Here is a 21,418-nt window from a genome sequence, read left to right on the forward strand (position 1 = left end):
TTCGCCCTAATAGCCGGGCGGCGGAGCGACCGTGACGTAGGAGACGGCGCCGTTGACGTAGGTCTGGTTGTACCAAGTGCCGCCGCAGCCGTAGTAGCTCACGCTCCCCGCGCTCACGACCGTCGGTGAGCAGGGGAGCACGGTCACATAGGTCGGCGACGCCGTCGCGGCCCCCGCGATGTAGCCGGCCGTCGCCCCGATCGCCGCACCCGCCAAGGCCCAGCCCCAATCGTCGTCGCCGTCCCAGTCGTCGTGGTGGGAGTCCCAGTTGTTCGACATGTTCTGCGCCGCGTAGGATCGGGCTTCGGTGCGTTCGGTCTGACCCTGCTGGCGGGCTTCGGTGCGCTCGGTCTGCCCCTGTTGCCGCTGCCCCTGCCGCTCCGTCCGTTCCGCCTGGCCGGAGGTGCGGGTGTCGGCCCGCGCCTGGGTCCGGGTCTGCTGCGTCTCGTTGCGCTGCGCCGAACGCTCGGTCGCTCCCGACTGGCGGGAAGCGGTCTGCGCGGCGGCGGTGCGTTGGCCGGACCGCTCGGTGGCCCCGGCCTGCCGGGCTCCGGTCGCGGCGGCGCCACCGGCCGGGCGCTGCGCCGGCCGCTGGGCGGCGGAAAAGCCGCCGCCCGACGCGGCGCCGGCACGGGCATAGCCCCCGCCGCCACCGCCCGATGGCCGCGACGCGGACAAACTGCCCCCCGCCGCCGGGCCGGAGCGGGAGAAGCCGCCTCCCCCACCCCCGCGGCCACCTCCCCCGCCGCCGCCGCGTCCGCCGCGCGCCGCGTCCGCCGCGACGGATGCGACGACCAGGACCAGGGCCGTGCCGACGGCGAGACCGGACCGTGCGAAGCCCGACTGTGTGAAGGCCATAATCATTTCGGGGCCTCCTCTGCGCTGCCGGACCGTTCCGGCTTGTCCTGAGCCCCTGGCTGGCCGCCCGCGGCCTTGCGGACGCGCACCAGGAAGGGAATGCGCTGCGTCCCTTCCGGCGGGTGGAAGGCGAGCTGCTCCGCCGACAGGTCGGGGTTCAGGGTCCAGTCCGTGAGGTCGGCGCGGTACTGCGGCTCGCCGTCATCGTTCTTGTAGGTGATGGTGATCCGCTGCGGCAGGGGCGTGCCGTCGGCCGCGACCCAGACCTGGAAGTCCACATCCTCGGTCTGGCCGGCCACATGGTCCGTCGGCACCGGCGTCAGCGTGTCACGTTCCACATAGTCCAGGGCCTGGATGCGCTGGTCCAGCTCCGCCGGCAGCGTCGTGACCAGCAACAGCGCCAGCGGCAGCCGGATTTGAAGCTCCTGGACCAGATAGCGCACCGCGTCGTCCACGCTGCCGGGCCGGTCCAGTTGGCCATAGACCTTCTGTCCGGGGTCGAACACGGTCAGCGCCTTGCCGTCGAAGGTCACCTGGCGCTGCGTCCCGTCGCTCTGCTGGGATTCCACCCGCAGGGCGTCGGGCCGGTTCAGCGTCACGGTGCGGCGCTCGCCGAACTCGATCTTCTCCCCCGTGTCCTGCACCACATCGTAGTTGGACCGGATCGTCACGCGGAAGCCCTTGGCCTGGGCCAGCGTGTCGGCCATCCGGTTCAGGACATCCATGGCGTGCTGGTCGATGCTTGGTTCATCGATGGCCTGATCGTCCTCCGCGTCCGGCTGTTCCGCCTGGGCAGCGGCCGGCGCGGGGCCGAACAGGAGGGGAAGGCAGAGCAGGGGACCGGAGAGCCACAGAAGCGTTCTCATGGAACACCGCCGATCAGTTGATGACGCCTTCGCTGCCACCGAAGCGACGTGGCCTATCACTCGGCCGATGATCTGACGCGCGGAGTCGTTGGCCAGGAAGGCGGAAGGCGTCGGTGCGGGCCGATCTCGTCCACGGTCGGGCACGGTCGGGTGGTGATCGGTCACTGTGGCCCAAGCCGCTTGGCGCTTTGAACCGTGCAACAGTTGACTTGGATACGGTAACGGACTGGCGACGGGACGTATCGTCCGGTAGCAATCCGTGAACGGCCAACCCTGAACAGCCACCAAGGTTGAAGCCGCCGTGCTCACGCCGCCGACGGCCCGAGTCACCGGATTCGTTACGGTATCAAAGTCAACTGTTGCGCCCTTACAGAGGCGCGCCCCGACAGGGTAGCGTCGCCTTCATGATCGCTTCCGTCCCGGTTGCGTCCCAGCGCACCAGCCTGCGGCGCATAGGGCGTTGGCGGAGGCGCCAATGGGGCGCCGATGGGGGCTGGGCCGATGCCTTGATGCGATCCACCGCCGTGCCGGTTGTGTACGTCCCCGGCCGGTCCCCGCCCAACCGGCCATTCCTGACGAGCGTACAGCGAAGAGAGGAATCCTGATGCCTGTCCGGTCGGAACAGCCCCTAATGATGCAGCCCTTCACGACTTGGCTTTCGGCCTGGAGCGCCTTCAATCCGGTTGCCTTTCCCTTCACCGCGGCCCCTTTCACTGCGGCCCACAACAACGGTCCCACAGCGAAGGGCTCCGGCGAGCGGTCGGGCAAGGACAGACAGCAAGGCACGCCGCTTCCGTCCTTCCCCAACCCCGTCCAGGACGCCATCGACTATGGCGTGGACGCGATGCAGCGCTGGATCCTGTTCCTCGACGTGATGCGCCGCCGTGGCGACCAGTTCCTGGAACACGCGCAGCATGGCAAGCCCCCGGTCCTCACCTTCCCGCACGAGGTGGTGATGGACGGGCGCAAGCTGAAGCGCCCCTGCAACTACATGCTGCTGCACATCCTGCCGGACCCCGCGGTCGGGACCGACCCGACGAAGCGCCCCTTCGTCATCGTCGATCCCCGCGCCGGCCATGGGCCGGGCATCGGCGGCTTCAAACCGGACAGCCAGATCGGCACCGCGCTACGCGCCGGCCATCCCTGCTACTTCATCGGCTTCACCCCCGACCCCGTGCCCGGCCAGACCCTGGCCGACGTGGGTGCGGCCGAGGCCGCCTTTATCGAGCATGTGGGCAAGCGGCACGCCCGGGCCGACGGCAAGCCCTGCGTCATCGGCAACTGCCAGGCCGGCTGGGCGGTGATGGCGCTGAGCGCCGTGCACCCCGAGCTGATGGGGCCGCTGATCATCGCGGGCTCGCCGTTGTCCTACTGGGCCGGCGTCAAGGGCAAGAACCCGATGCGCTACCTCGGCGGGCTGTACGGCGGCGCGTGGCTGGCGGCGCTGGCCGGCGACCTCGGCAATGGGCGCTTCGACGGCGCGCATCTGGTCGGCAACTTCGAAAAGCTGGACCCCGCCAACACCTACTGGAAGAAGGCGTACAACCTGTACGCCTCCATCGACACGGAAGGCGCGCGTTACCTGGAATTCGAGAAGTGGTGGAGCGGCTTCTTCCTGCTCAACACAGAAGAAATCGAGTCCATCACCGACGAGCTGTTCGTCGGCAACAAGCTCAGCAGCGGCGGGATCGTTAGCAAGGACGGCCGCCGGCTCGACCTGCGCAACATCCGCTCGCCCATCCTGGTCTTCGCTTCCTTCGGCGACAACATCACGCCGCCGCAACAGGCGCTGGGCTGGATCCTCGATCTGTATGACAGCGTGGAGGACATCCGGTCGCACGAGCAGACCATCGTCTACAACCTGCACCACGATATCGGCCACCTGGGCATCTTCGTGTCCGGCCGCGTCGCCCGGAAGGAAACGGCGGAGTTCGTCGAGAACATCGAGCTGGTCGACCTGCTGCCGCCCGGCCTTTACGAAATGGTGATCGAGCCGAAAGACCCGAACGCGCCGGGCGCCGACCTCGTCGCCGGAGCCTACGTCACGCGTTTCGAACCGCGCACGCTGGACGACATCCGGGCGCTCGGCGGCAACACGCCGGAGGATGACCGGCGCTTCGCGACGGTTTCCCGCATCTCCGACGTGAACAAGGGCCTGTACGACAGCTTCGCCCGCCCCTGGATCCGCGCCATGATGACGGAACCCATGGCCGAATGGTTGCGGCTGACCAACCCGGCGCGGGCGCAATACTACCTGTTCTCCCACCTGAATCCCTTCCTGGCGCCGGTGGAGGCGATGGCCCACTGGGCGCGCGAGCACCGCCGGCCGATCGGCAAGGACAACCCGTTCCTGGAGGCGCAAACGCGCGTCTCGGACGCCATCGCCCAGGCGCTCGACAGCTACCGCGACCGGCGCGACGCCGCCGTGGAACAGCTGTTCCTGACCACTTACAACGCACCGCTGCTCCAGGCGCTGGTCGGGCTGGCCGCGCCCGACGCGGAGGTGCGGCCGCCGCGTGTCCGCGACGAGGCCTTCGAGGCCCTGGTCGAGAAGCGGATGGCCGAGATCGAGGCGCGCGTCGCCGACGGCGGCCTGCGCGAGGCGCTGTTCCGCATCCTCGTCTTCGCCCGGCGCGCCGAGGGGGCCATCGACGAGCGCGCCTTCCAGACGCTCCGGCGGATCCGCGACGAATTCCCCGAGGCGAAGCAGCAGAGCCTGGACGAGGTGCGCGCGGTGTTCCGGGAACAGGTCTTCCTGCTGCTGATCGACGAGGAGGCGGCGATGGCCGCCCTGCCCGTCCTGCTGCCCGAGGACAAGGACCGCAAGACCGTCCTGGAGCTTGCCGAACGCGTCCTGTCGGCCGCCGCCCCCCTGACCGCGGAGCAGCGCGCCCGCCTGCGCGAGGTCTCCGCCATCCTGGAGCGCGACCGGGCCGAGGCCGGCGCGGAGACCGCGCTCCGCGTCGTGTCGCGGGGTGCCGGCTCCTCCGTGGCCAAGGCCGCCGCCGAGATCAGCCAGGCCGCCAAGCAGCGGCGTCCCACCCGGACCGAACGCGCCAAGTGACGCCCCGGGCGTCCACCGCAGGCCAATCAAAAGGAGGACCGCACCATGACGGACGAAACGATTAAAACCTCCTCCATCGGTGACGACCTGATTAGCCCCGAAGACCTCCGCCGGATCGCCGAAGAGCGCGAGATGGCGAAGCTCAAGGAGGCGTTGGAGCACGAAAAGAAGCTCCAGGAGGAGCAGAGCGGCGTCCGCGACGCCTTCATGAACCAGCACATCCGCCCGGACGCCAAGGAGCGATTCACCCGCGCCGTGCGCGCGGCGGCGGAGCGCGGCGTGAACGAAATCCAGATCACCCGCTTTCCCAGCAGCTATTGCACCGACGGGGGGCGGGCCATCAACAACTTCGAGCCGGACTGGCCGAACTCCCTGACCGGCTTTGCCCGCGAAGTCTACGAGATCTTCGACAAGACGTTGCGCGCCAAGGGCTACAAGCTGCGCGCGCAGGTCCTCGACTACCCCGGCGGGATGCCGGGCGACATCGGTCTTTTCCTGCGCTGGTAACCGGGGGTGCGGCATGACGGACGTCCAGGCCCACACCGATGCGTCGCTGGCCGCGCCACCAAGCGGTGCCCCCGCCCGGCGGCATGAGAAGTACGAGCAGCTGGTCGCGGCCTGCCGCTCGGTTGCCCCGGTGTCGACCGCGGTGGCGCACCCCTGCGACGTAACCTCGCTCAGCGGGGCGGTGGACGCGGCGGAACAGGGCTTCATCGCCCCCATCCTGGTCGGCCCGGCGGCGCGCATCCAGGCCGTCGCGGAGGAGGCCGGGCTGAACCTCGCCCCCTACCAGATCGTCGACGTGCCGCACAGCCACGCGGCGGCCGCGGCGGCGGTGGACCTCGTGCGGCAGGGGCGCGCGCAGCTGCTGATGAAGGGCAGCCTGCACACCGACGAGCTGCTGCACGAGGTGGCGAAGCGGGACAGCGGCCTGCGCACGGAGCGGCGGATCAGCCACGTCTTCATCATGGACGTGCCCACCTACCCGAAGGCCCTGTTCATCACCGACGCCGCTGTGAACATCGCGCCGACGCTGGAGGACAAGCGCGACATCATTCAGAACGCCATCGATCTTGCCAAGGCGCTCGGCAACGATCTGCCCAAGGTGGCGATCCTGTCGGCGGTGGAGACGGTCAATCCGAAGATCCCCTCCACGGTCGAGGCGGCGGCGCTGTGCAAGATGGCCGACCGCGGCCAGATCACCGGCGGCGTGCTCGACGGCCCCCTGGCGCTCGACAACGCCATCAGCCCAGAGGCCGCGCGCATCAAGGGCATCGCCTCTCCCGTCGCCGGCTACGCCGACATCCTCGTGGTGCCGGACCTGGAGGCGGGCAACATGCTCGCCAAGAACCTGACCTTCCTCGCCAACGCCGACGCCGCGGGCCTCGTGCTCGGCGCGCGGGTGCCGATCGTGTTGACCAGCCGCGCCGACAGCGTGATGACCCGCATGGCCTCCTGCGCGGTGGCGGCGCTCTACGCCGACCACCTGCGGCGGGCGCAACCGGTGAAGGGGTGAGGCCCATGGCCCAATCCACGCCCCGCGATACCATCCTGGTCGTCAACGCCGGATCGTCCAGCATCAAGTTCCAGCTCTTCGATCTGGACGACGACGCCTTGCCGGCGCTCCTGCGTGGCCAGATCGAGGGGATCGGCACGCACCCGCGGCTGGTCGTGAAAGGCGGCGAAACCCTCCACCTTCCGGCCGAGGCGGAGGGCGTGCCCGGGGCGCTGGCCTTCCTTGGCGCTTGGCTGCGGGAGCATGCCGGCGCGGGCGGGCTGCCGGTCGCCATCGGCCACCGGGTGGTGCATGGCGGGCCGGCTTTCGACACCCACGTGGTCGTGGACGAAGCGGTGATCGCGACGCTGGAAACCTACATCCCGCTCGCCCCGCTGCACCAGCCGAACAATCTGGCGCCGATCCGCGCGATCCGCCGGATCATGCCTGACGTGGTACAGGTTGCGTGCTTCGACACGGCGTTCCACCGCCGCCATCCGGAACTGGCCGACCGCTACGCCCTGCCGGAACGCCTCTACCAGGACGGCGTGCGCCGCTACGGCTTCCACGGCCTGTCCTACGAATACATCGCGCGCCGCCTGGCCGAGATCGCCCCGGAGGTCGCCCCGGACATTGCAAACGGGCGCGTCGTCGCGGCCCATCTCGGCAGCGGGGCCAGCATGTGCGCCATCCAGGCGGGCCGCAGCGTCGACAGCACCATGGGCTTCACCGCCATGGACGGGCTTCCCATGGGAACCCGGCCGGGTCAGTTGGACCCGGGCGTGGTGCTCTACCTGATGGACCAGGGCATGGACGTCCGCGCCATCGAGCACCTGCTGTACCACGACTGCGGGCTGAAGGGCCTGTCCGGCGTCAGCAACGACGTCCGCGACCTGCTGGCCAGCGCCGACCCGCGCGCCCGCTTCGCGCTCGATTACTTCGTCTACCGGGCCGGCCTTGCCATCGGGTCGCTCGCCGCGGCGATGGGCGGCATCGACGCCCTGGTCTTCACCGCCGGCATCGGGGAGCGGGCGCCGTCGATCCGCAAGGGCATCGCGGAGCGGGCGCGCTGGCTCGGGCTCGACCTCGACGGACCGGCCAATGAAGCGGCCAACGGGGCGGGGGAGACCCGCATCAGCACGCCCGGCAGCCGGGTCAAAGCCTACGTCGTGCCGACCGACGAGGAACGGATGATCGCGCTGCACACGCGCGACATCCTCGGCCGGCATCATTAGGGAGGGTGGCGCGCCATGACGACACGAACGGCAAGCGCGGCGGTCGTCGCCAGCCTCCTTCTCCTGGGGTGCGAGCAACCGGAAGCGCCTCCCGCGGAGGCAACGCTGATCCGCGCGCTCGCCGTGCAGGAAACGGCCTTCGACCAGACCACGGCGCTGACCGGCGACATCCAGGCCCGTCATGAGAGCAACCTGGGCTTCCGCGTCGGCGGCAAGGTGGTCGAACGGCTCGTGGACGTCGGGCAGACGGTCGCCGACGGCGACCTGCTGGCCCGGCTGGACGACCAGGACCAGCAGAACGCCGTGCGCTCCGCGGAATCCGACGTGGCCGCCGCGCAAGCCTTCGTGGAACAGAGCCGCACCCAGGAGGAACGCCAGCGCACCCTGCTCGCCCAGGGCTTCACCACGCGGGTGCAGTACGACAACGCGCAGAAACGCTACACCCAGGCGCAGGCGGAGATGAAAGCCGCGCAGGCCAAGCTGCAAACGGCCAAGGACACGCTGTCCTACACCGAGCTGCGGGCCGACCGCGACGGGGTCATCACCGCCAAGGCGGCCGAGCCGGGGCAGGTCGTGGCCGCCGGCCAGATGGTGCTGCGGCTGGCCGACCCCGGGGAGCGTGAGGCGGTGTTCCAGGTTCCCGGCGCCAGCACCCGGCTGGAAGGCCAGACGAAGCTGCCGGCGGTCGAGGTGCGGCTGGTCAGCGACCCGAAGATCGTCGCCGACGGCACGATCCGGGAGGTGTCGCCGGGCGTCGACCCGGTCACCCGCACCTACACCGTCAAGGTCTCCCTGCCCGACGCGCCGCCAGCCTTCCTGCTGGGCGCCGCCGTCACCGGGCGGGCCAAGCTGCCGGCCCGGCCGGTCGTCACCCTGCCCTCCTCCGCCCTGTACCAGACCGATCAGGGCGACCCGGCGGTCTGGGTCGTCGCCCGCTCTCCCGAGTCCAAGCCCGATGCCAAGGCGGCCAACACCGTCAGCCTGCGGCCCGTCTCCGTCCTCCAGTACGACACCGGCGTGGTCACGGTGGAGCGGGGCCTCAGCGCCGGCGACCTCGTGGTGATCGGCGGCGTCCAGAAGCTGCGGCCCGGTCAGGCGGTGACCATCAAGCAGGGGAGCGGGTCATGACGCGCGCCATGCCGAGACAAGCCTTGTCCGCCGCCCTGCTGCTGACCGCGGCGATGCTCGCCGGGTGCCAGGAGCAGTCGCATCACCAAGCCGATGCCGGGCCGGTGATCCGACCGGTCCGGACCATCACCGTCCAGCCGCAGAGCTTCCGCCTGTCCGAGACGGCGACCGGAACGATCGAGGCGCGCGCCGACGCCGACCTGGGTTTCCGCATCGCCGGCAAGCTGGTCGAGCGCAAGGTCGATGTGGGGGACCGGGTCCGCGCCGGCGACTTGCTCGCCCAGCTGGACGACCAGGACCAGCGCAACGCGCTGCGCACGGCCGAGTCCAACCTGGCTTCCGCCCAGGCGGAGCAGGTGCAGGCCCGCAACGAGGAGGGCCGCAAGCGGGAGCTTCTGGCCAACGGCAACACGTCCCGGGCCATCTACGACGCGGCCCTACTCTCCATGCGCACGGCGGACGCCAAAGTGGTGGCGGCTCAGGCCGCTCTCCAGTCGGCGCGCGACAAGGTCGGCTACACCGAGCTGATGGCCGACCGCGACGGCGTGGTGACCACGGTGGGCGCCGAGCCCGGACAGGTGGTCGAGGCCGGCGCGATGGTGGTCCGGGTCGCCCAGCCGGAGGAGCGCGAGGCGGTCTTCAATGTGGCCGAGGCTGGAATCCGGGGGGCGCCCAAGGATCCGGTGATCGAGGTGACGCTGGCCGGCGCGCCGGACGTCGCGGCGCTTGGCCGCGTCCGCGAGATCTCGCCCCAGGCCGACCCCGTCACGCGCACCCACACCGTGCGGATCGCCTTGGAGAACCCGCCCGACGCCCTGCGCCTCGGCGCCACCGTCACGGGCCGCCTCAAGCAACCGCCGGCCCCGGTGATCGAGCTGCCGGCGACGGCGCTGCTGGAGGAAACGGCAACGGACGGGTCCACGCGCACCCTCGTCTGGGTTGTGGATCCGCAAAGCCAGACCGTGCGGCGTCGTATCGTCGCCATCCGGCCCAGGGATGGCGCCAGGGGTCCTGATGGCCCGGTCATCGTCACCGACGGCCTGTCCAAGGGCGACGTCGTGGTCACCACCGGTGTGCACAGCCTCACCGAAGGTCAGCGCGTGCGGTTCAACAAGACCATTGAAACGGCGGCGGCACCATGATCACCAGCTTCAATCTGTCGGAATGGGCGCTGCGGCACCGTTCCTTCACCTGGTACCTGATCCTGTCGCTGACCGTGGCGGGCGCGCTCGCCTACATGCGGCTGGGGCGGGAGGAGGATCCGGCCTTCACCATCAAGACCATGGTCGTCCAGACGAACTGGCCCGGCGCCACGATCGAGGACACCATGAACCTGGTGACCGACCCCATCGAGAAGAAGCTGGAGGAGATCCCCTATCTCGACTACGTCAAGAGCTACACCAAGCCCGGAATCTCCGTCGTCTACGTCAACCTGAAGGACTACACGCCGGCCGAGGCGGTGCCCGACCTGTGGTACCAGACGCGCAAGAAGATCGCCGACATGAAAAGCACCCTGCCCGCGGGCGTGCAGGGGCCGGCCTTCAACGACGAGTTCGGCGACACCTTCGGCACCGTCTACGCCTTCACCGCCGACGGGTTCAGCTACCGCGAGCTGAAGGACTATGCAGAGACCGCGCGTGCGGAGCTGATGCGCGTGCCGAACGTCGGCAAGGTGCAGTTCGTCGGCATCCAGAACGAAAAGATCTACCTAGACTTCTCAACCCGCCAACTCGCCGCCATGGGCATCGACCGCGAGCAGGTCATCGCCGACCTCCAGGCGCAGAACGCCGTAGCCCCGGCCGGCGTGGTCCAGGCCGGCGACGAGAAGATCACCGTGCGGGTCAGCGGCGCCTTCGCGTCGGAGGACAGCCTGCGCGCCATCAGCCTGCGCGCCAATGGCAAGTTCTACCGGCTGGCCGACGTGGCGCAGGTTCGCCGCGGCTACGCCGACCCGCCCACCCCGCTGTTCCGCTACAACGGCCAGCCCGCCATCGGCCTGATCATCTCCATGGCGGCCGGCGGCAACATGCTGGCCTTCGGCGAAGGCATCCACGAGAAGATGCGGCAGGTGGAGGCCAACCTGCCCGTGGGCATCAACGTCCACCTTGTGGCCAACCAGTCGGTGGTCGTCGAGGAGTCCATCGCCGGCTTCACCAAGGCGCTGAAGGAGGCCGTCATCATCGTCATGGCGGTCAGCTTCGTCAGCCTCGGCCTGCGGGCCGGCATGGTGGTGGCGACCTCGATCCCGCTGGTGCTGGCCATGACCTTCATGGGTATGGTCTATTTCGGGATCGAGCTGCAGCGCATCTCGCTCGGCGCCCTGATCATCGCGCTCGGCCTGCTGGTCGACGACGCCATGATCACCGTGGAGATGATGATCACCAAGCTGGAGGAAGGCTTCAGCCTGGATAAGGCGGCGACCTTCGCCTACACCTCCACGGCCTTTCCCATGCTGACCGGGACGCTGGTCACGGTCGCCGGCTTCATTCCCATCGGCTTCGCCCAGGGCGGGGCGGCGGAATACTGCTTCTCGCTGTTCGCCGTGGTGGCAATGGCCCTGCTGTTCTCCTGGATCGTCGCGGTGCTGTTCGCCCCGCTGATCGGGGTGAACGTCCTGCGCGAGCCGAAGGCGGCCAAGCACGCCCACGGTGCGCACGAACCCGGCCGCCTGATGCGCATGTTCCGGACGGCCCTGCGCACCGCCATGCGCGCCCGCTATCTGGTCATCGCCGGCACGCTGGCGCTGTTCGCCCTGTCGGTCTTCGGCATGAAATTCGTGCAGCAGCAGTTCTTCCCGGCGTCAGACCGGCCGGAGCTGCTGGTGAATCTGACGCTGCCGCAGACCGCGTCCATCAACGCGACGCGCGAGACGGTGGACCGGTTCGAGAAGGTGCTGGCCGCCGACCCCGATGTCGATCATTGGAGCTTCTACGTGGGCCAGGGCGCCATCCGCTTCTACCTGCCGCTCGACGTCCAGCTCTCCAACGATTATTTCGCGCAGGCCGTGGTGGTGACCAAGGGCTACGCGGTCCGCGACGCCGTCCGCGCGCGGCTGGAGCGGGTGCTGAACGAGGACTTCTCCGACCTGAACACGCGGGTCAGCCCGCTGGAGATGGGGCCGCCGGTCGGCTGGCCGATCCAATACCGCGTCTCCGGCCCCGACGTGGGCGAAGTGCGCGCCATCGCGGCGAAGATGGCCGACACCATCGGCACCAACCCCTACACGCTGCTGATCAACTACGACTGGAACGAGCCGTCGAAGGTCGTGCGCGTCGACGTGGACCAGGACAAGGCGCGCCTGCTCGGCATCAGCTCCAAGTCCTTGAACGCGGCGCTGAACGCCACCGTGTCGGGCGCCGCCTTCACGCAGGTGCGCGACAACATCTACCTGATCGACGTGGTGGCGCAGGCAACGAACGCGGAGCGCAGCTCCATCGAGACGCTGCGCAACCTCCAGGTCGCCATTCCCGAGGGGCGCACCGTGCCGTTGAAGGAGGTGGCGACGCTGCGCTACGACCTGGAGCAGCCGGTGGTCTGGCGGCGGTCCCGCAACCCGACGATCACGGTGCAGGCCGACCTCGTCCCGCCGCTCCAGGCTGCGACGGTCGTGAACCAGCTGGCCCCGGCGGTGGCGGAGCTGCAACGCAGCCTGCCGCCCGGCTACCTGATCGAGGCCGGCGGCACGGTGGAGAACAGCGCCAAAGGCATGGCCTCCATCATCGCGGTCTTCCCGATCATGGTCTTCGTCATGCTGACCGTGCTGATGATCCAGCTGCAAAGCTTCCAGAAGCTGTTCCTGGTCATCAGCGTGGCGCCGCTGGGCCTGATCGGCGTGGTCGCGGCGCTGCTGCCGACCGGCACGCCGCTGGGCTTCGTCGCCATCCTCGGCGTCGTCGCGCTGATCGGCATGATCGTGCGCAACTCGGTCATCATGATCGCCCAGATCGACGAGCATCTGGCCATGGGCGAGCATCCCTGGGACGCGGTGATCAACGCCACCATGCACCGCGTGCGGCCGATCCTGCTGACCGCCGCCGCCGCCAGCCTGGGCATGATCCCGATCGCGCCGGAGGTCTTCTGGGGGCCCATGGCCTACGCGATCATCGGCGGCCTGATCGTGGCGACGGTGCTGACCCTGCTGTTCCTGCCGGCGCTCTACGTCGCCTGGTTCCGCATCAAGGAGCCGGCGCCGGCGACCGCCGGGCCCGCGGCGCAAGTCCGTCCGCCGCCATCCACCAAGGACGAGACGCCGACCAAGGGCGTGCCCAGCGGGGCGTGAGCCGCCCCTGCCGTGAGAAGACCGCGCCCTTTCCCCTGGGGAGTTCCAGCGAGGGAGGTTCCAATGCCAGATGCGGATGACCGGTCGGGAACCGGCATGACGGCCGAGCATGCCCGGCTGAACGAGGCGCGCGACCTGGGCGTGGCCTGGAAGGCCTGGGGCCCCTACCTCAGCGAGCGCCAATGGGGCACGGTGCGGGAGGATTACAGCGAGTCCGGCGACAGCTGGAACTATTTTCCCCACGACCAGGCCCGCTCCCGCGCCTATCGCTGGGGCGAGGATGGGCTGGCCGGCATCTCCGACGAGCGGCAGCGGCTGTGCTTCGCGCTCGCCCTGTGGAACGGCCGCGACCCGATCCTGAAGGAACGGCTGTTCGGCCTGACCAACAACGAGGGCAACCACGGCGAGGACGTGAAGGAATACTACTTCTACCTCGACAGCACGCCGACCCACGCGTACATGAAGTATCTGTATAAGTATCCGCAGGCGGCCTTCCCCTACACCGACCTGATCGAGACGAACCGCCGGCGCGGCCGGCACGAGATGGAATACGAACTGCTCGACACCGGCGTGTTCGCGGACAACCGCTACTTCGATGTCTTCGTCGAATACGCCAAGGCGTCGCCGGGGCAAATCCTCGTCCAGATCACCGCCTGCAACCGCGGGCCGGACGCGGCGGAGCTGCACCTCCTCCCCACCCTGTGGTGGCGCAACCGCTGGTCCTGGGGCGACCGCCCCGACGAGGCCGCGCACCGGCCGTCCCTGCGGGACGCCGGCGGCGGGTCCGGGCATCGGACCGTCGCAGCGACCGACCCCGAAGAGGGCGAGAAGGCGCTGCATTGCGACGGCGACCCCGACCTGCTCTTCACGGAGAACGAGACCAACAGCTGGCGCCTGTTCGGCGCGCCGAACCGCACGCCTTACGTGAAGGACGGCATCGACGCCTGTGTCGTCCAGGGCCGCGGGGATGCCGTCAACCCGGAGAAGACCGGCACCAAGATGGCGGTGCATTACCGCCTGACGCTCGGCCCCGGCGAGAGCCGGACCATCCGCCTGCGCCTGGACGCGGACGGGCAAGGAGCGGCGGACGGCGATGTCTTCGGGAACGCCTTCGCGGAGGTGATGGAGACGCGCCGCCGCGAGGCCGACGCCTTCTACGCGGCCGTCACCCCGGCCTCCTTCAGCGCCGACGCGGCCATGGTCTTCCGCCAGGCGCTGGCCGGCATGCTGTGGAGCAAGCAGTTCTACGACTACGACCTGACCACCTGGCTGGAGGAGCGCGGCGCGAGCCCCTTCCGCGCCATGCACCGGGCGCCGCCGCGCAACTTCCATTGGCACCACATGGACAACGCCGACATCATCTCGATGCCGGACAAGTGGGAATATCCCTGGTACGCCGCCTGGGACCTCGCCTTCCACGTCGTGGCCCTGACGCTGGTCGATCCGGACTTCGGCAAGCACCAGCTGGATCTGATGCTGCGGGAGCGCTACCTGCACCCCAACGGCCAGATCCCGGCCTATGAATGGAACTTCGGCGACGTGAACCCGCCGGTCCACGCCTGGGCCAGCATCTTCACCTACCGCCACCTCAAGTCCCGCGACCATGCGGACGACCTGGTCTGGCTGGAGCAGATCTTCCAGAAGCTGCTTCTGAACTTCACCTGGTGGCTGAACCGCAAGGACCGGGAGGGCAAGAACGTTTTCGAGGGCGGCTTCCTCGGGCTCGACAACATCGGCGTGTTCGACCGCAGCGCGCCGCTGCCGACCGGCGGCCATCTGGAGCAGGCGGACGGCACCGCCTGGATGGGGCTGTTCAGCCTGAACATGCTGGAGATCGCCGCCGAGCTGATGAAGGAAAAGCCGATCTACGCGGACATGACCATGAAGTTCGCGGAGCATTTCCTGTGGATCGCCTCGGCCATGACCCGCGTCGGCGACGACACCGGCCTGTGGGACGAGGAGGACGGCTTCTTCTACGACGTGCTGCGCCGTCCGGACGGTCGGTCGGAGCGGCTGAAGGTCCGTTCCCTGGTCGGGCTGCTGCCGCTGTGCGCGGTGTGCGTGTTCGACGGCGACCTCCTGGCCGGCTTCCCGCACCTCGCCCGGCACTTCCGGGATTTCGTCGCGGACCGCCCGGACATGGTGGCCGCCATGCACGACCCGCGGCGCCCGGGATGCAACGGACGGCGCATGGGCGCGATCCTGACGGAGGCGCGGCTGCACCGGGTGCTGGCGCGCATGCTGGACGAGCGCGAATTCCTCAGCCCGTACGGAATCCGCTCCATCTCCCGCGTCCACGCGGAGCACCCCTACGTCTTCACCGTCGACGGCCGGGAATTCCGCGTCGACTACCTGCCGGCGGAGTCCGACACCGGGATGTTTGGCGGCAATTCGAACTGGCGCGGGCCCGTCTGGATGCCGGTGAACGTGCTGATCGTCCGCGCCCTGCTGCAATATTACATATATTACGGCGACAACTTCACCGTCGAATGCCCCACCGGCTCCGGCCGGATGATGACCCTGTACCAAGTGGCGGAGGAGATCTCGCGCCGCCTGGCCGGCATCTTCCTGCGCGACGAGCAGGGTCGCCGGCCCGTCTTCGGGGGGTCGGAGACGTTCCAGCGCGATCCCCATTGGCAGGACTGCTTGCTGTTCTACGAGTACTTCCACGGGGACAACGGTGCCGGCATCGGCGCCAGCCACCAGACCGGCTGGACGGGCGTCGTCGCCCGTCTGATGCACGTCTTCGCCACCACCACCCCGCAGGAGATCCTGGAAGGCGGAACCGCGCCCTACGCCGCCTCCCTCACGCAGCCTGCGCACACGTAAGGCAGCGTCCACGCCAAGAGGCCGGACCCCATCGCAATAGGAGGACACCATGAACACTCGTGCAGCCATCCCGACGGCCGTGGCGCTCATCCTCGGCGCTGTTGTCCTGGTGCCGGTCACCCTGGCGCAGCCCGCGGCGGCGCAGGGCCGGCCCGTCCTGACCAACGTCGTGCCGGACGCCGCGGCGGTGTCGATCCGCGCCAAGATCACGGCGATCGACCCGAACAGCCGGCACGTGACGCTGACCGGGGAGTCGGGCCGGCGGGTCACCGTCATGGCCGGACCCAACGTGCGCCTGGAGATGCTGAAGGTGGGCGACACCGTCGACGCGCAATATTACCGGTCCGTGGCCTTTCTGGTGTCCCAGCCCGGCGCCACCGTGCCCGACGACGAGATCCAGCAGGTGGTCGCGCGGCCGGTCGAGGCGCCGGGCGGCATCGGCATGCAGGTCACGCAGGTCAGCGGGCTGGTCGTCGGCATCGACCTCAACACCCACAGCGTCGACCTCGTCAATCCTAAGGGCGGCGAGATCTACACCGTCAACGTCACGGACCCCGAGCGGCAGGCGCGACTGCCGTCGCTGAAGGTCGGTGACACGATCACCGCCGTGGTCAACGAAGCGCTGGCCGTGGACATCCAGCCGGCGAAGAAGGGCCTTTTCTGAGGCTTTGGACGCCACGTTCCAGTCGCTTGCGTCTGCGGCTGGAACGTGGCGATGCCGCCGGGTACGCCGTGTTGCCGGTTATCGGCTGGGCGTTCCCGCTTCCGTCAGGTGGGGCATTACGAGCCGGTCGAAGGCGTATTTGACCTGCCGGTATTCCTCTTCGCACAGCTTGGCCCGCTCGGCGGGCAGATAGCCCTTCTCCACGAAATCACCGAACGTCTTGCGGTCGGACCCATAGGCGATGCACATCAGGTTGTAGAAGCGCTGGGCCGGCAGGCTGTGTTCGTTCGCGAAGTCCTTCAGCTCCGGCGGAGCCTCCTTCGCCTCGCTGGCGTACATGACCGCCACGCTCGCGATCACCCGGCGGGCCTCATCCTTGCCGAGGCGCAGCAGCGTGTAGGCCGCCACTTGGTCAGCCGCGTCTTCCTCACGCCCGAGGATAGGCACCTTCTTCAAGTCGAAGATGGCGTGCGCCAGCTCGTGCAGGACGACTTCCAGGAACGGACCGACGATGTAGTTGGCGGGCGTGAGTCCCTCGGCGACACCCGCGGGCGGGATCGACCGGCCCAGATCCTGGATGTAGGCGAGGTATTCGTAGCAGATGGTGAGAGTCGTGTCGGACGCCTCGTACGAGGCGTCGACCTCGCCGTCGCAACCCTTCACCGTCAGGGTCAGCACGCGCGGCAGCCGCAGGCCCACCAGACGGTCGCGTATGCGTTCGAGCACCCGCTTGTCGCGCAGGGACCGGTAGAGCGGTTCGTGCGCCGCATCCTTCGGCACGGCGTAGACGATCCGAATGCCGCCCTCGCGCGCCAGCGCGGGAGCGCCGGCCGAACATGCCAGCGCCAAACAGGCCAGCGCCAGACAGGCCAGCGCCAGACAGGCCAGCACGGCAAAATGAAGCGTCGGGCGGTGGATGATCGCCATCGTCGGCATTCCCAAAGACCTTTCGACCGATTTTCCCACCGCACCCTGAAACGGAGGCTTCGACAGCACGATGCCGCCTCATTCGCCGATCCAATGTTCGAGTTCCCGCAGGATCTCGCGCTCCAGATCCGCGATGAGTTCGCGGCACGCGTTGCAGCGCTCCAGCCGTTCCGGGTCGTTCTCACCCTCCCAACCGCGCAGCACCTCGACGGCTTCCCCATAATCCTCGCACAGGCTGCGGAAGAAGCGGTTGTCGGCGCAGCACTGCTTGATCGCCGGGGCCAGGTCGGGAAAGCGCGTTACCGCATATCTTACCCTGTCCGGCATGGCTGTCCTCGCCTGGGCATGGATGCTCCCGCCGGATCGGGGCGGCCCTCCTGAAGCGGATTGCCATCCGCGTCAGGTCCGGGCGCGGGCGCCGCCCTTCGGCGGCAGCTTCCCGATGGCCACCGCAATGTCGCGGCTCAGCGCCGTCAGATTGTCGTTCATGGCCGCAACCAACGCGGGATAGCCGCTCGCCTGGACGGGGGTGGACAGGCGCGTCTCGTCGCGGACCAGAACCTTGCCGGTCGCGCCGTCGCGGATCGCCCAGTGGGCGGCAAGCGCGCTGTCGCCCGACACCGTCCGCTCAAACCGGTCGACATCGACCGTGACCTCATAGTCGAAGCGGTCGCCGTCCCGCGCCGGCAACACGCGCACGCGGTCGGTGACCAGCAGGACGGACAGGTTCTCCGCCAGGACGCGCGTGGCGTTGGTCGGCAACCGCTCGGCCCACTGGTCGTCGCGGTTGGCGGACAGCTCGTGCGCGCTGGTGTGGGCGACGATCTCCGGCCGGTCGAGATACTCCGGCATCGTGACCGGCTGGACGCCGATCGACCGGCCGCCGTGGCGTCGTTCGCTCGTCCCCCCGCTTCCATTCGGCGCGCCCGGCGGCAGCGGGGTCAGGACGTAGAGGCGCGGCGGTGCGCCGGCGCAGCCGGCCAGAATGCCCACGGCCGCGATTCCCTTGAGGATCCCCCGACGCCGAACCCCGGACAATCTCATGACGTTCACCGTCCCGTGATGATGACGTTGGGGCGCCGGTCGAGCTGGTCGGCGAAGGACCGCAGCGATTTCGAGGCGGAGGACAGGTTGCTCATCGTCTGCTCCAGGTTGCCGCGCAAGGGGCTTCGCGGATCAATCACACCGTTGACCGCCCGCAGCGCGCCGTCGGCCTGCTGGAAGGCCCGTTCGGCCGCCACCGCCGCCGCCTGGACGCGGGCGCTGAGCGGCTGAACCTCCCCGTCCACCTTGCCGACCACGCCGCGCAGGTCGCCGACCAGCGCGTGCACATCCTGCTGGAGTTCGACGATGGCCTCCTGCGCCTCCTTGGCGGTGCGCTCGACGTCGCTCAGCAACGGGCGGCTCTGCGTGTTCGCCGTTTCCATCAGCGCTTCGAACTGCTGCAGACCGCCGGCGAGCGAGACCATGGCGGTCTTCCACTCAGGCCCGGACAGCAGCGCATCCACGCGCGTCAGGACCTGCACCAGGGTGGTGGCGATCTCGTCCAGCGGCAGGTTGCTCAAGGTCGACCGCAGCGTCTCCATGTCCGAGCGGACGGACGGAATTTCGGTAACGCCCTGCGGCAGCCCGCCGACCACCGTGGCCGGCGCGTCCGGGTAGTAGTTCAGCTCGATCGCCAGCAGGCCGGTCACCAGGCTCTGCGACACCAGCTTGGCGCGCAGCCCCCGGTCGATCAGGCGGCGAAACTCCTCCGGCTGCAACGGGTGGTCGGTCCATTGGACGACGCCGGGGATGAATTCGAACTCCACCGGCATGCGGGGCGTCAGCGTCTTGCTGTCCACCTCCAGCCGGATCGCCTTCACCTCGCCGACCCGCACGCCGCGGTAGGTGACCGGCGCCCCCACCTCCAGCCCGGCGACCGAGCCCTCGAAATAGGTGCCGGCGCGCGGGCGCTTGACCAGCAGATTGCCGCCGCCGAACAGCGCCACCACAAGGACCAGCAGCGCCACGGCCCCGACGACGAAGCCGCCGACCACCTTCGGATTGGCCTTGGCTGCCATGGCGCACCTCCCTTTCCGGCCGCCCCGTCAGGCGGGCGTTGCGGCCATCTCACCGCCCATCTCACCGCGATGCAGGAATTCCCGCACCTTCGGGCTTTCGGCGTGGTCGATCAGGTCGCGCGGGTTTCCGTGCGCGATCGCCGTGCGGCTTTCCGCGTCCAGGAAGACCGCGTCGTCGGCGATGGCGAAGATGCTCGCCAGCTCGTGCGTGACGATGACCACCGTGCTGCCCAGGTTGTCGCGCAATTCCAGGATCAGGTCGTCCAGCCGGCGGGAGCTGAGCGGGTCCAGCCCGGCCGACGGCTCGTCCAGGAACAGGATGTCGGGGTCGAGCGCCATGGCCCGCGCCAGCCCCGCGCGCTTGCGCATGCCGCCGCTGATCTCCGACGGGTAGTACTCCTCGAAGCCGCGCAAGCCGACCAGCGCCAGCTTCAGCGCCACCATCTCCGCCACCTCGCGCGCGTCGAGATCGGTGTAGAGCGTCATCGGCAGGGCGACGTTCTCGGCCAGCGTCATGGAACTCCACAGCGCGCCGCTCTGGAACAGGACGCCGAAGCGCCGGCTGATCGCCATGCGGTGGTCGGTCCCGTCGCTCCCGGCGCTGCCGCCCCAGAAGCTCTCGCCGTCGTAGAGCACGTCGCCGCGGGCCGGACGGATCAGCCCGATCATGTGCTTCAGCATCGTGCTCTTGCCGCAGCCGCTGTCGCCCATGATGACGAAGATCTCGCCGCGCCGGACCGTGAAGCTGACGTCGCGCTGCACCACGAAGCCGCCGAAGGCCATGTCCAGGGTCCGCACGGCGATCCGCGGCTCGTTGGCCAGGTAACTGGTGGGGGGCGCCGGTTCCATGCCGCCCTCCCCCTCACAGCCCGACGATGTTCAGCAGGACGGCGAGGATCGCGTCGCTGATGATGATGTAGACCAGCGCCGTCACCACGGCCGAGGTCGCGGCGTTGCCCACCGCCGCGGCGCTGCGCCCGGACTGGATGCCGCGCATGCAGCCGGCGATGGCGACCAGCGCGCCGAACAGGACGCTCTTGCCCCAGCCGACGAAGAAGTCGGTGAAGGAGAAGCTGGCCTGGGTTTGCGTCAGGTAGGTGGTGCCGGTCAGGTCCAGCATGCCCGTGCCGACCAGCAGGCCGCCCAGCATTCCGGCGAAGGCCGAATAGAGATACAGCAGCGGCATCATCAGCATCAGCGCCAGCATGCGCGGCAGCACCAGGAAGTCGATCGGCGACACGCCCAGCGTGGTCAGCGCGTCGATCTCCTCGTTCGCCTGCATGGTGCCGAGCTGGGCGGCGAAGGCCGCACCGGTCCGCCCGGCCAGCACGATGGCGGTCATGATGGCCGCCATCTCGCGGGTCATCGCCACGGTGACGAGGTTGGCGACGTAGATCTCCGCCCCGAAGGTGCGCAGCTGCACCGCGCCGACGAAGGCCAGGATCAGCCCGACCAGCAGCGAAATGATGAAGGCGATGCCCAGCGCCTGCGCCCCGCATTCCTGCACCGTCAGCATCAGGTCGGAGCGGCGGAAGCGCGCCCGCCCGGCGACCAGCCGCAGGAAGGACAGGGTGGCTTCCCCCAGGAAGGACAGCGTGTCCTGGAACCCCGACCAGGAGCGCAGCGTCCCCTCCCCCACCAGGACCAACACCGGCTTGGCCCCCCCGGCCCGGCGCGTTCCCGCCCGTTCCGGTACGGCGAGCGCAAGATCGACGAGGCGCCGGACGCCCGGCGGCAGGTCGCCCTTGTCGAAGGCGATCGACCGCGACCGGCACAGCTCCTCCACCGCCGCGACGTAGGCCACCAGGGAGGAGTCCCAACGCCCCAGCTCGCGCGCCTGCACGATCACCCGGCCCGGCGCCGGATCGCCGGCCAGACCCGCCGCGACCTCCGCGACGGCGGGCATGCCGTGCCGCACGGTCCAGTCCCCGGAACAGCGGAACTCCAGGGTTTGGCCGTCGCTGGATTGGCCGTCAATCCTCTCAAGGCGCACGGATGCCGTCATGGCGT

16 protein-coding genes and 1 pseudogene are annotated in these 21,418 nt (G+C 69.2%); 9 read left to right on the forward strand and 8 right to left on the reverse strand.

The window, feature by feature from the left end; translation table 11 throughout:
- Nucleotides 1-6: 6 nt before the first annotated feature.
- Both M2351_RS28990 and M2351_RS28995 read right to left on the reverse strand, forming a co-directional pair.
- The gene (locus tag M2351_RS28990; protein WP_264659505.1) at nt 7-864 is read right to left on the reverse strand and encodes a hypothetical protein; all 858 of its coding nucleotides are present in this window, start codon (nt 862-864) and stop codon (nt 7-9) included.
- Nucleotides 861-1,724 carry a DUF2092 domain-containing protein gene (locus tag M2351_RS28995; RefSeq protein WP_264659506.1) on the reverse strand — a complete coding sequence of 288 codons (864 nt, stop codon included), beginning with the start codon at nt 1,722-1,724 and terminating at the stop codon, nt 861-863. Before M2351_RS28995 ends, M2351_RS28990 begins: the two co-directional genes overlap by 4 nt.
- 631 nt (nt 1,725-2,355) lie before the next feature.
- Between M2351_RS28995 and M2351_RS29000 the strand changes: the two genes are divergently transcribed.
- From M2351_RS29000 to M2351_RS29040, 9 genes and pseudogenes are all read left to right on the forward strand, one after another.
- Nucleotides 2,356-4,788 (forward strand): DUF3141 domain-containing protein, encoded by a 2,433-nt coding sequence (locus tag M2351_RS29000; protein WP_264659507.1) that lies wholly within the window; start codon nt 2,356-2,358, stop codon nt 4,786-4,788.
- 45 nt (nt 4,789-4,833) lie between these two features.
- A complete protein-coding gene (locus tag M2351_RS29005) occupies nt 4,834-5,295 on the forward strand; it encodes a hypothetical protein (protein WP_264659508.1) in 462 nt (153 codons plus the stop codon).
- Nucleotides 5,296-5,374: 79 nt separating this feature from the next.
- Nucleotides 5,375-6,304, forward strand: a pseudogene (locus M2351_RS29010) (bifunctional enoyl-CoA hydratase/phosphate acetyltransferase); the annotation flags it as partial.
- Nucleotides 6,305-6,309: 5 nt separating this feature from the next.
- Nucleotides 6,310-7,518: an acetate/propionate family kinase gene (locus M2351_RS29015; RefSeq protein WP_264659509.1), complete on the forward strand. Its 1,209-nt coding sequence runs from the start codon at nt 6,310-6,312 to the stop codon at nt 7,516-7,518.
- A 15-nt stretch (nt 7,519-7,533) separates the two neighbouring features.
- The gene (locus tag M2351_RS29020; protein ID WP_264659510.1) at nt 7,534-8,646 is read left to right on the forward strand and encodes an efflux RND transporter periplasmic adaptor subunit; all 1,113 of its coding nucleotides are present in this window, start codon (nt 7,534-7,536) and stop codon (nt 8,644-8,646) included.
- Nucleotides 8,643-9,788, forward strand: a complete 1,146-nt coding sequence (locus tag M2351_RS29025; RefSeq protein WP_264659511.1) for an efflux RND transporter periplasmic adaptor subunit — start codon at nt 8,643-8,645, stop codon at nt 9,786-9,788. Before M2351_RS29020 ends, M2351_RS29025 begins: the two co-directional genes overlap by 4 nt.
- Nucleotides 9,785-12,925: an efflux RND transporter permease subunit gene (locus M2351_RS29030; RefSeq protein WP_264659512.1), complete on the forward strand. Its 3,141-nt coding sequence runs from the start codon at nt 9,785-9,787 to the stop codon at nt 12,923-12,925. Before M2351_RS29025 ends, M2351_RS29030 begins: the two co-directional genes overlap by 4 nt.
- A 63-nt stretch (nt 12,926-12,988) precedes the next feature.
- Nucleotides 12,989-15,754 carry an MGH1-like glycoside hydrolase domain-containing protein gene (locus M2351_RS29035; protein WP_264659513.1) on the forward strand — a complete coding sequence of 922 codons (2,766 nt, stop codon included), beginning with the start codon at nt 12,989-12,991 and terminating at the stop codon, nt 15,752-15,754.
- A gap of 49 nt (nt 15,755-15,803) precedes the next feature.
- Nucleotides 15,804-16,418 (forward strand): hypothetical protein, encoded by a 615-nt coding sequence (locus M2351_RS29040; RefSeq protein ID WP_264659514.1) that lies wholly within the window; start codon nt 15,804-15,806, stop codon nt 16,416-16,418.
- Between the two features lie 78 nt (nt 16,419-16,496).
- Here M2351_RS29040 and M2351_RS29045 read toward each other — a convergent pair whose 3' ends face one another.
- From M2351_RS29045 to M2351_RS29070, 6 genes are all read right to left on the reverse strand, one after another.
- The gene (locus M2351_RS29045; RefSeq protein ID WP_264659515.1) at nt 16,497-17,345 is read right to left on the reverse strand and encodes a DUF4344 domain-containing metallopeptidase; all 849 of its coding nucleotides are present in this window, start codon (nt 17,343-17,345) and stop codon (nt 16,497-16,499) included.
- Nucleotides 17,346-17,423: 78 nt separating this feature from the next.
- The gene (locus M2351_RS29050; protein WP_264659516.1) at nt 17,424-17,672 is read right to left on the reverse strand and encodes a hypothetical protein; all 249 of its coding nucleotides are present in this window, start codon (nt 17,670-17,672) and stop codon (nt 17,424-17,426) included.
- 72 nt (nt 17,673-17,744) lie between these two features.
- Nucleotides 17,745-18,338, reverse strand: coding sequence for a PqiC family protein (locus M2351_RS29055; protein ID WP_264659517.1), 594 nt, complete (start codon nt 18,336-18,338; stop codon nt 17,745-17,747).
- Nucleotides 18,339-18,394: 56 nt separating this feature from the next.
- Nucleotides 18,395-19,408, reverse strand: coding sequence for an MlaD family protein (locus M2351_RS29060; protein WP_264659518.1), 1,014 nt, complete (start codon nt 19,406-19,408; stop codon nt 18,395-18,397).
- A 27-nt stretch (nt 19,409-19,435) separates the two neighbouring features.
- Nucleotides 19,436-20,257, reverse strand: a complete 822-nt coding sequence (locus M2351_RS29065; protein WP_264659519.1) for an ABC transporter ATP-binding protein — start codon at nt 20,255-20,257, stop codon at nt 19,436-19,438.
- Between the two features lie 13 nt (nt 20,258-20,270).
- The gene (locus tag M2351_RS29070) at nt 20,271-21,413 is read right to left on the reverse strand and encodes an MlaE family ABC transporter permease (protein ID WP_264659520.1); all 1,143 of its coding nucleotides are present in this window, start codon (nt 21,411-21,413) and stop codon (nt 20,271-20,273) included.
- Nucleotides 21,414-21,418: the final 5 nt, after the last annotated feature.

This window comes from Azospirillum canadense (assembly GCF_025961225.1).
Taxonomy (GTDB): Bacteria; Pseudomonadota; Alphaproteobacteria; order Azospirillales; family Azospirillaceae; genus Azospirillum; species Azospirillum canadense.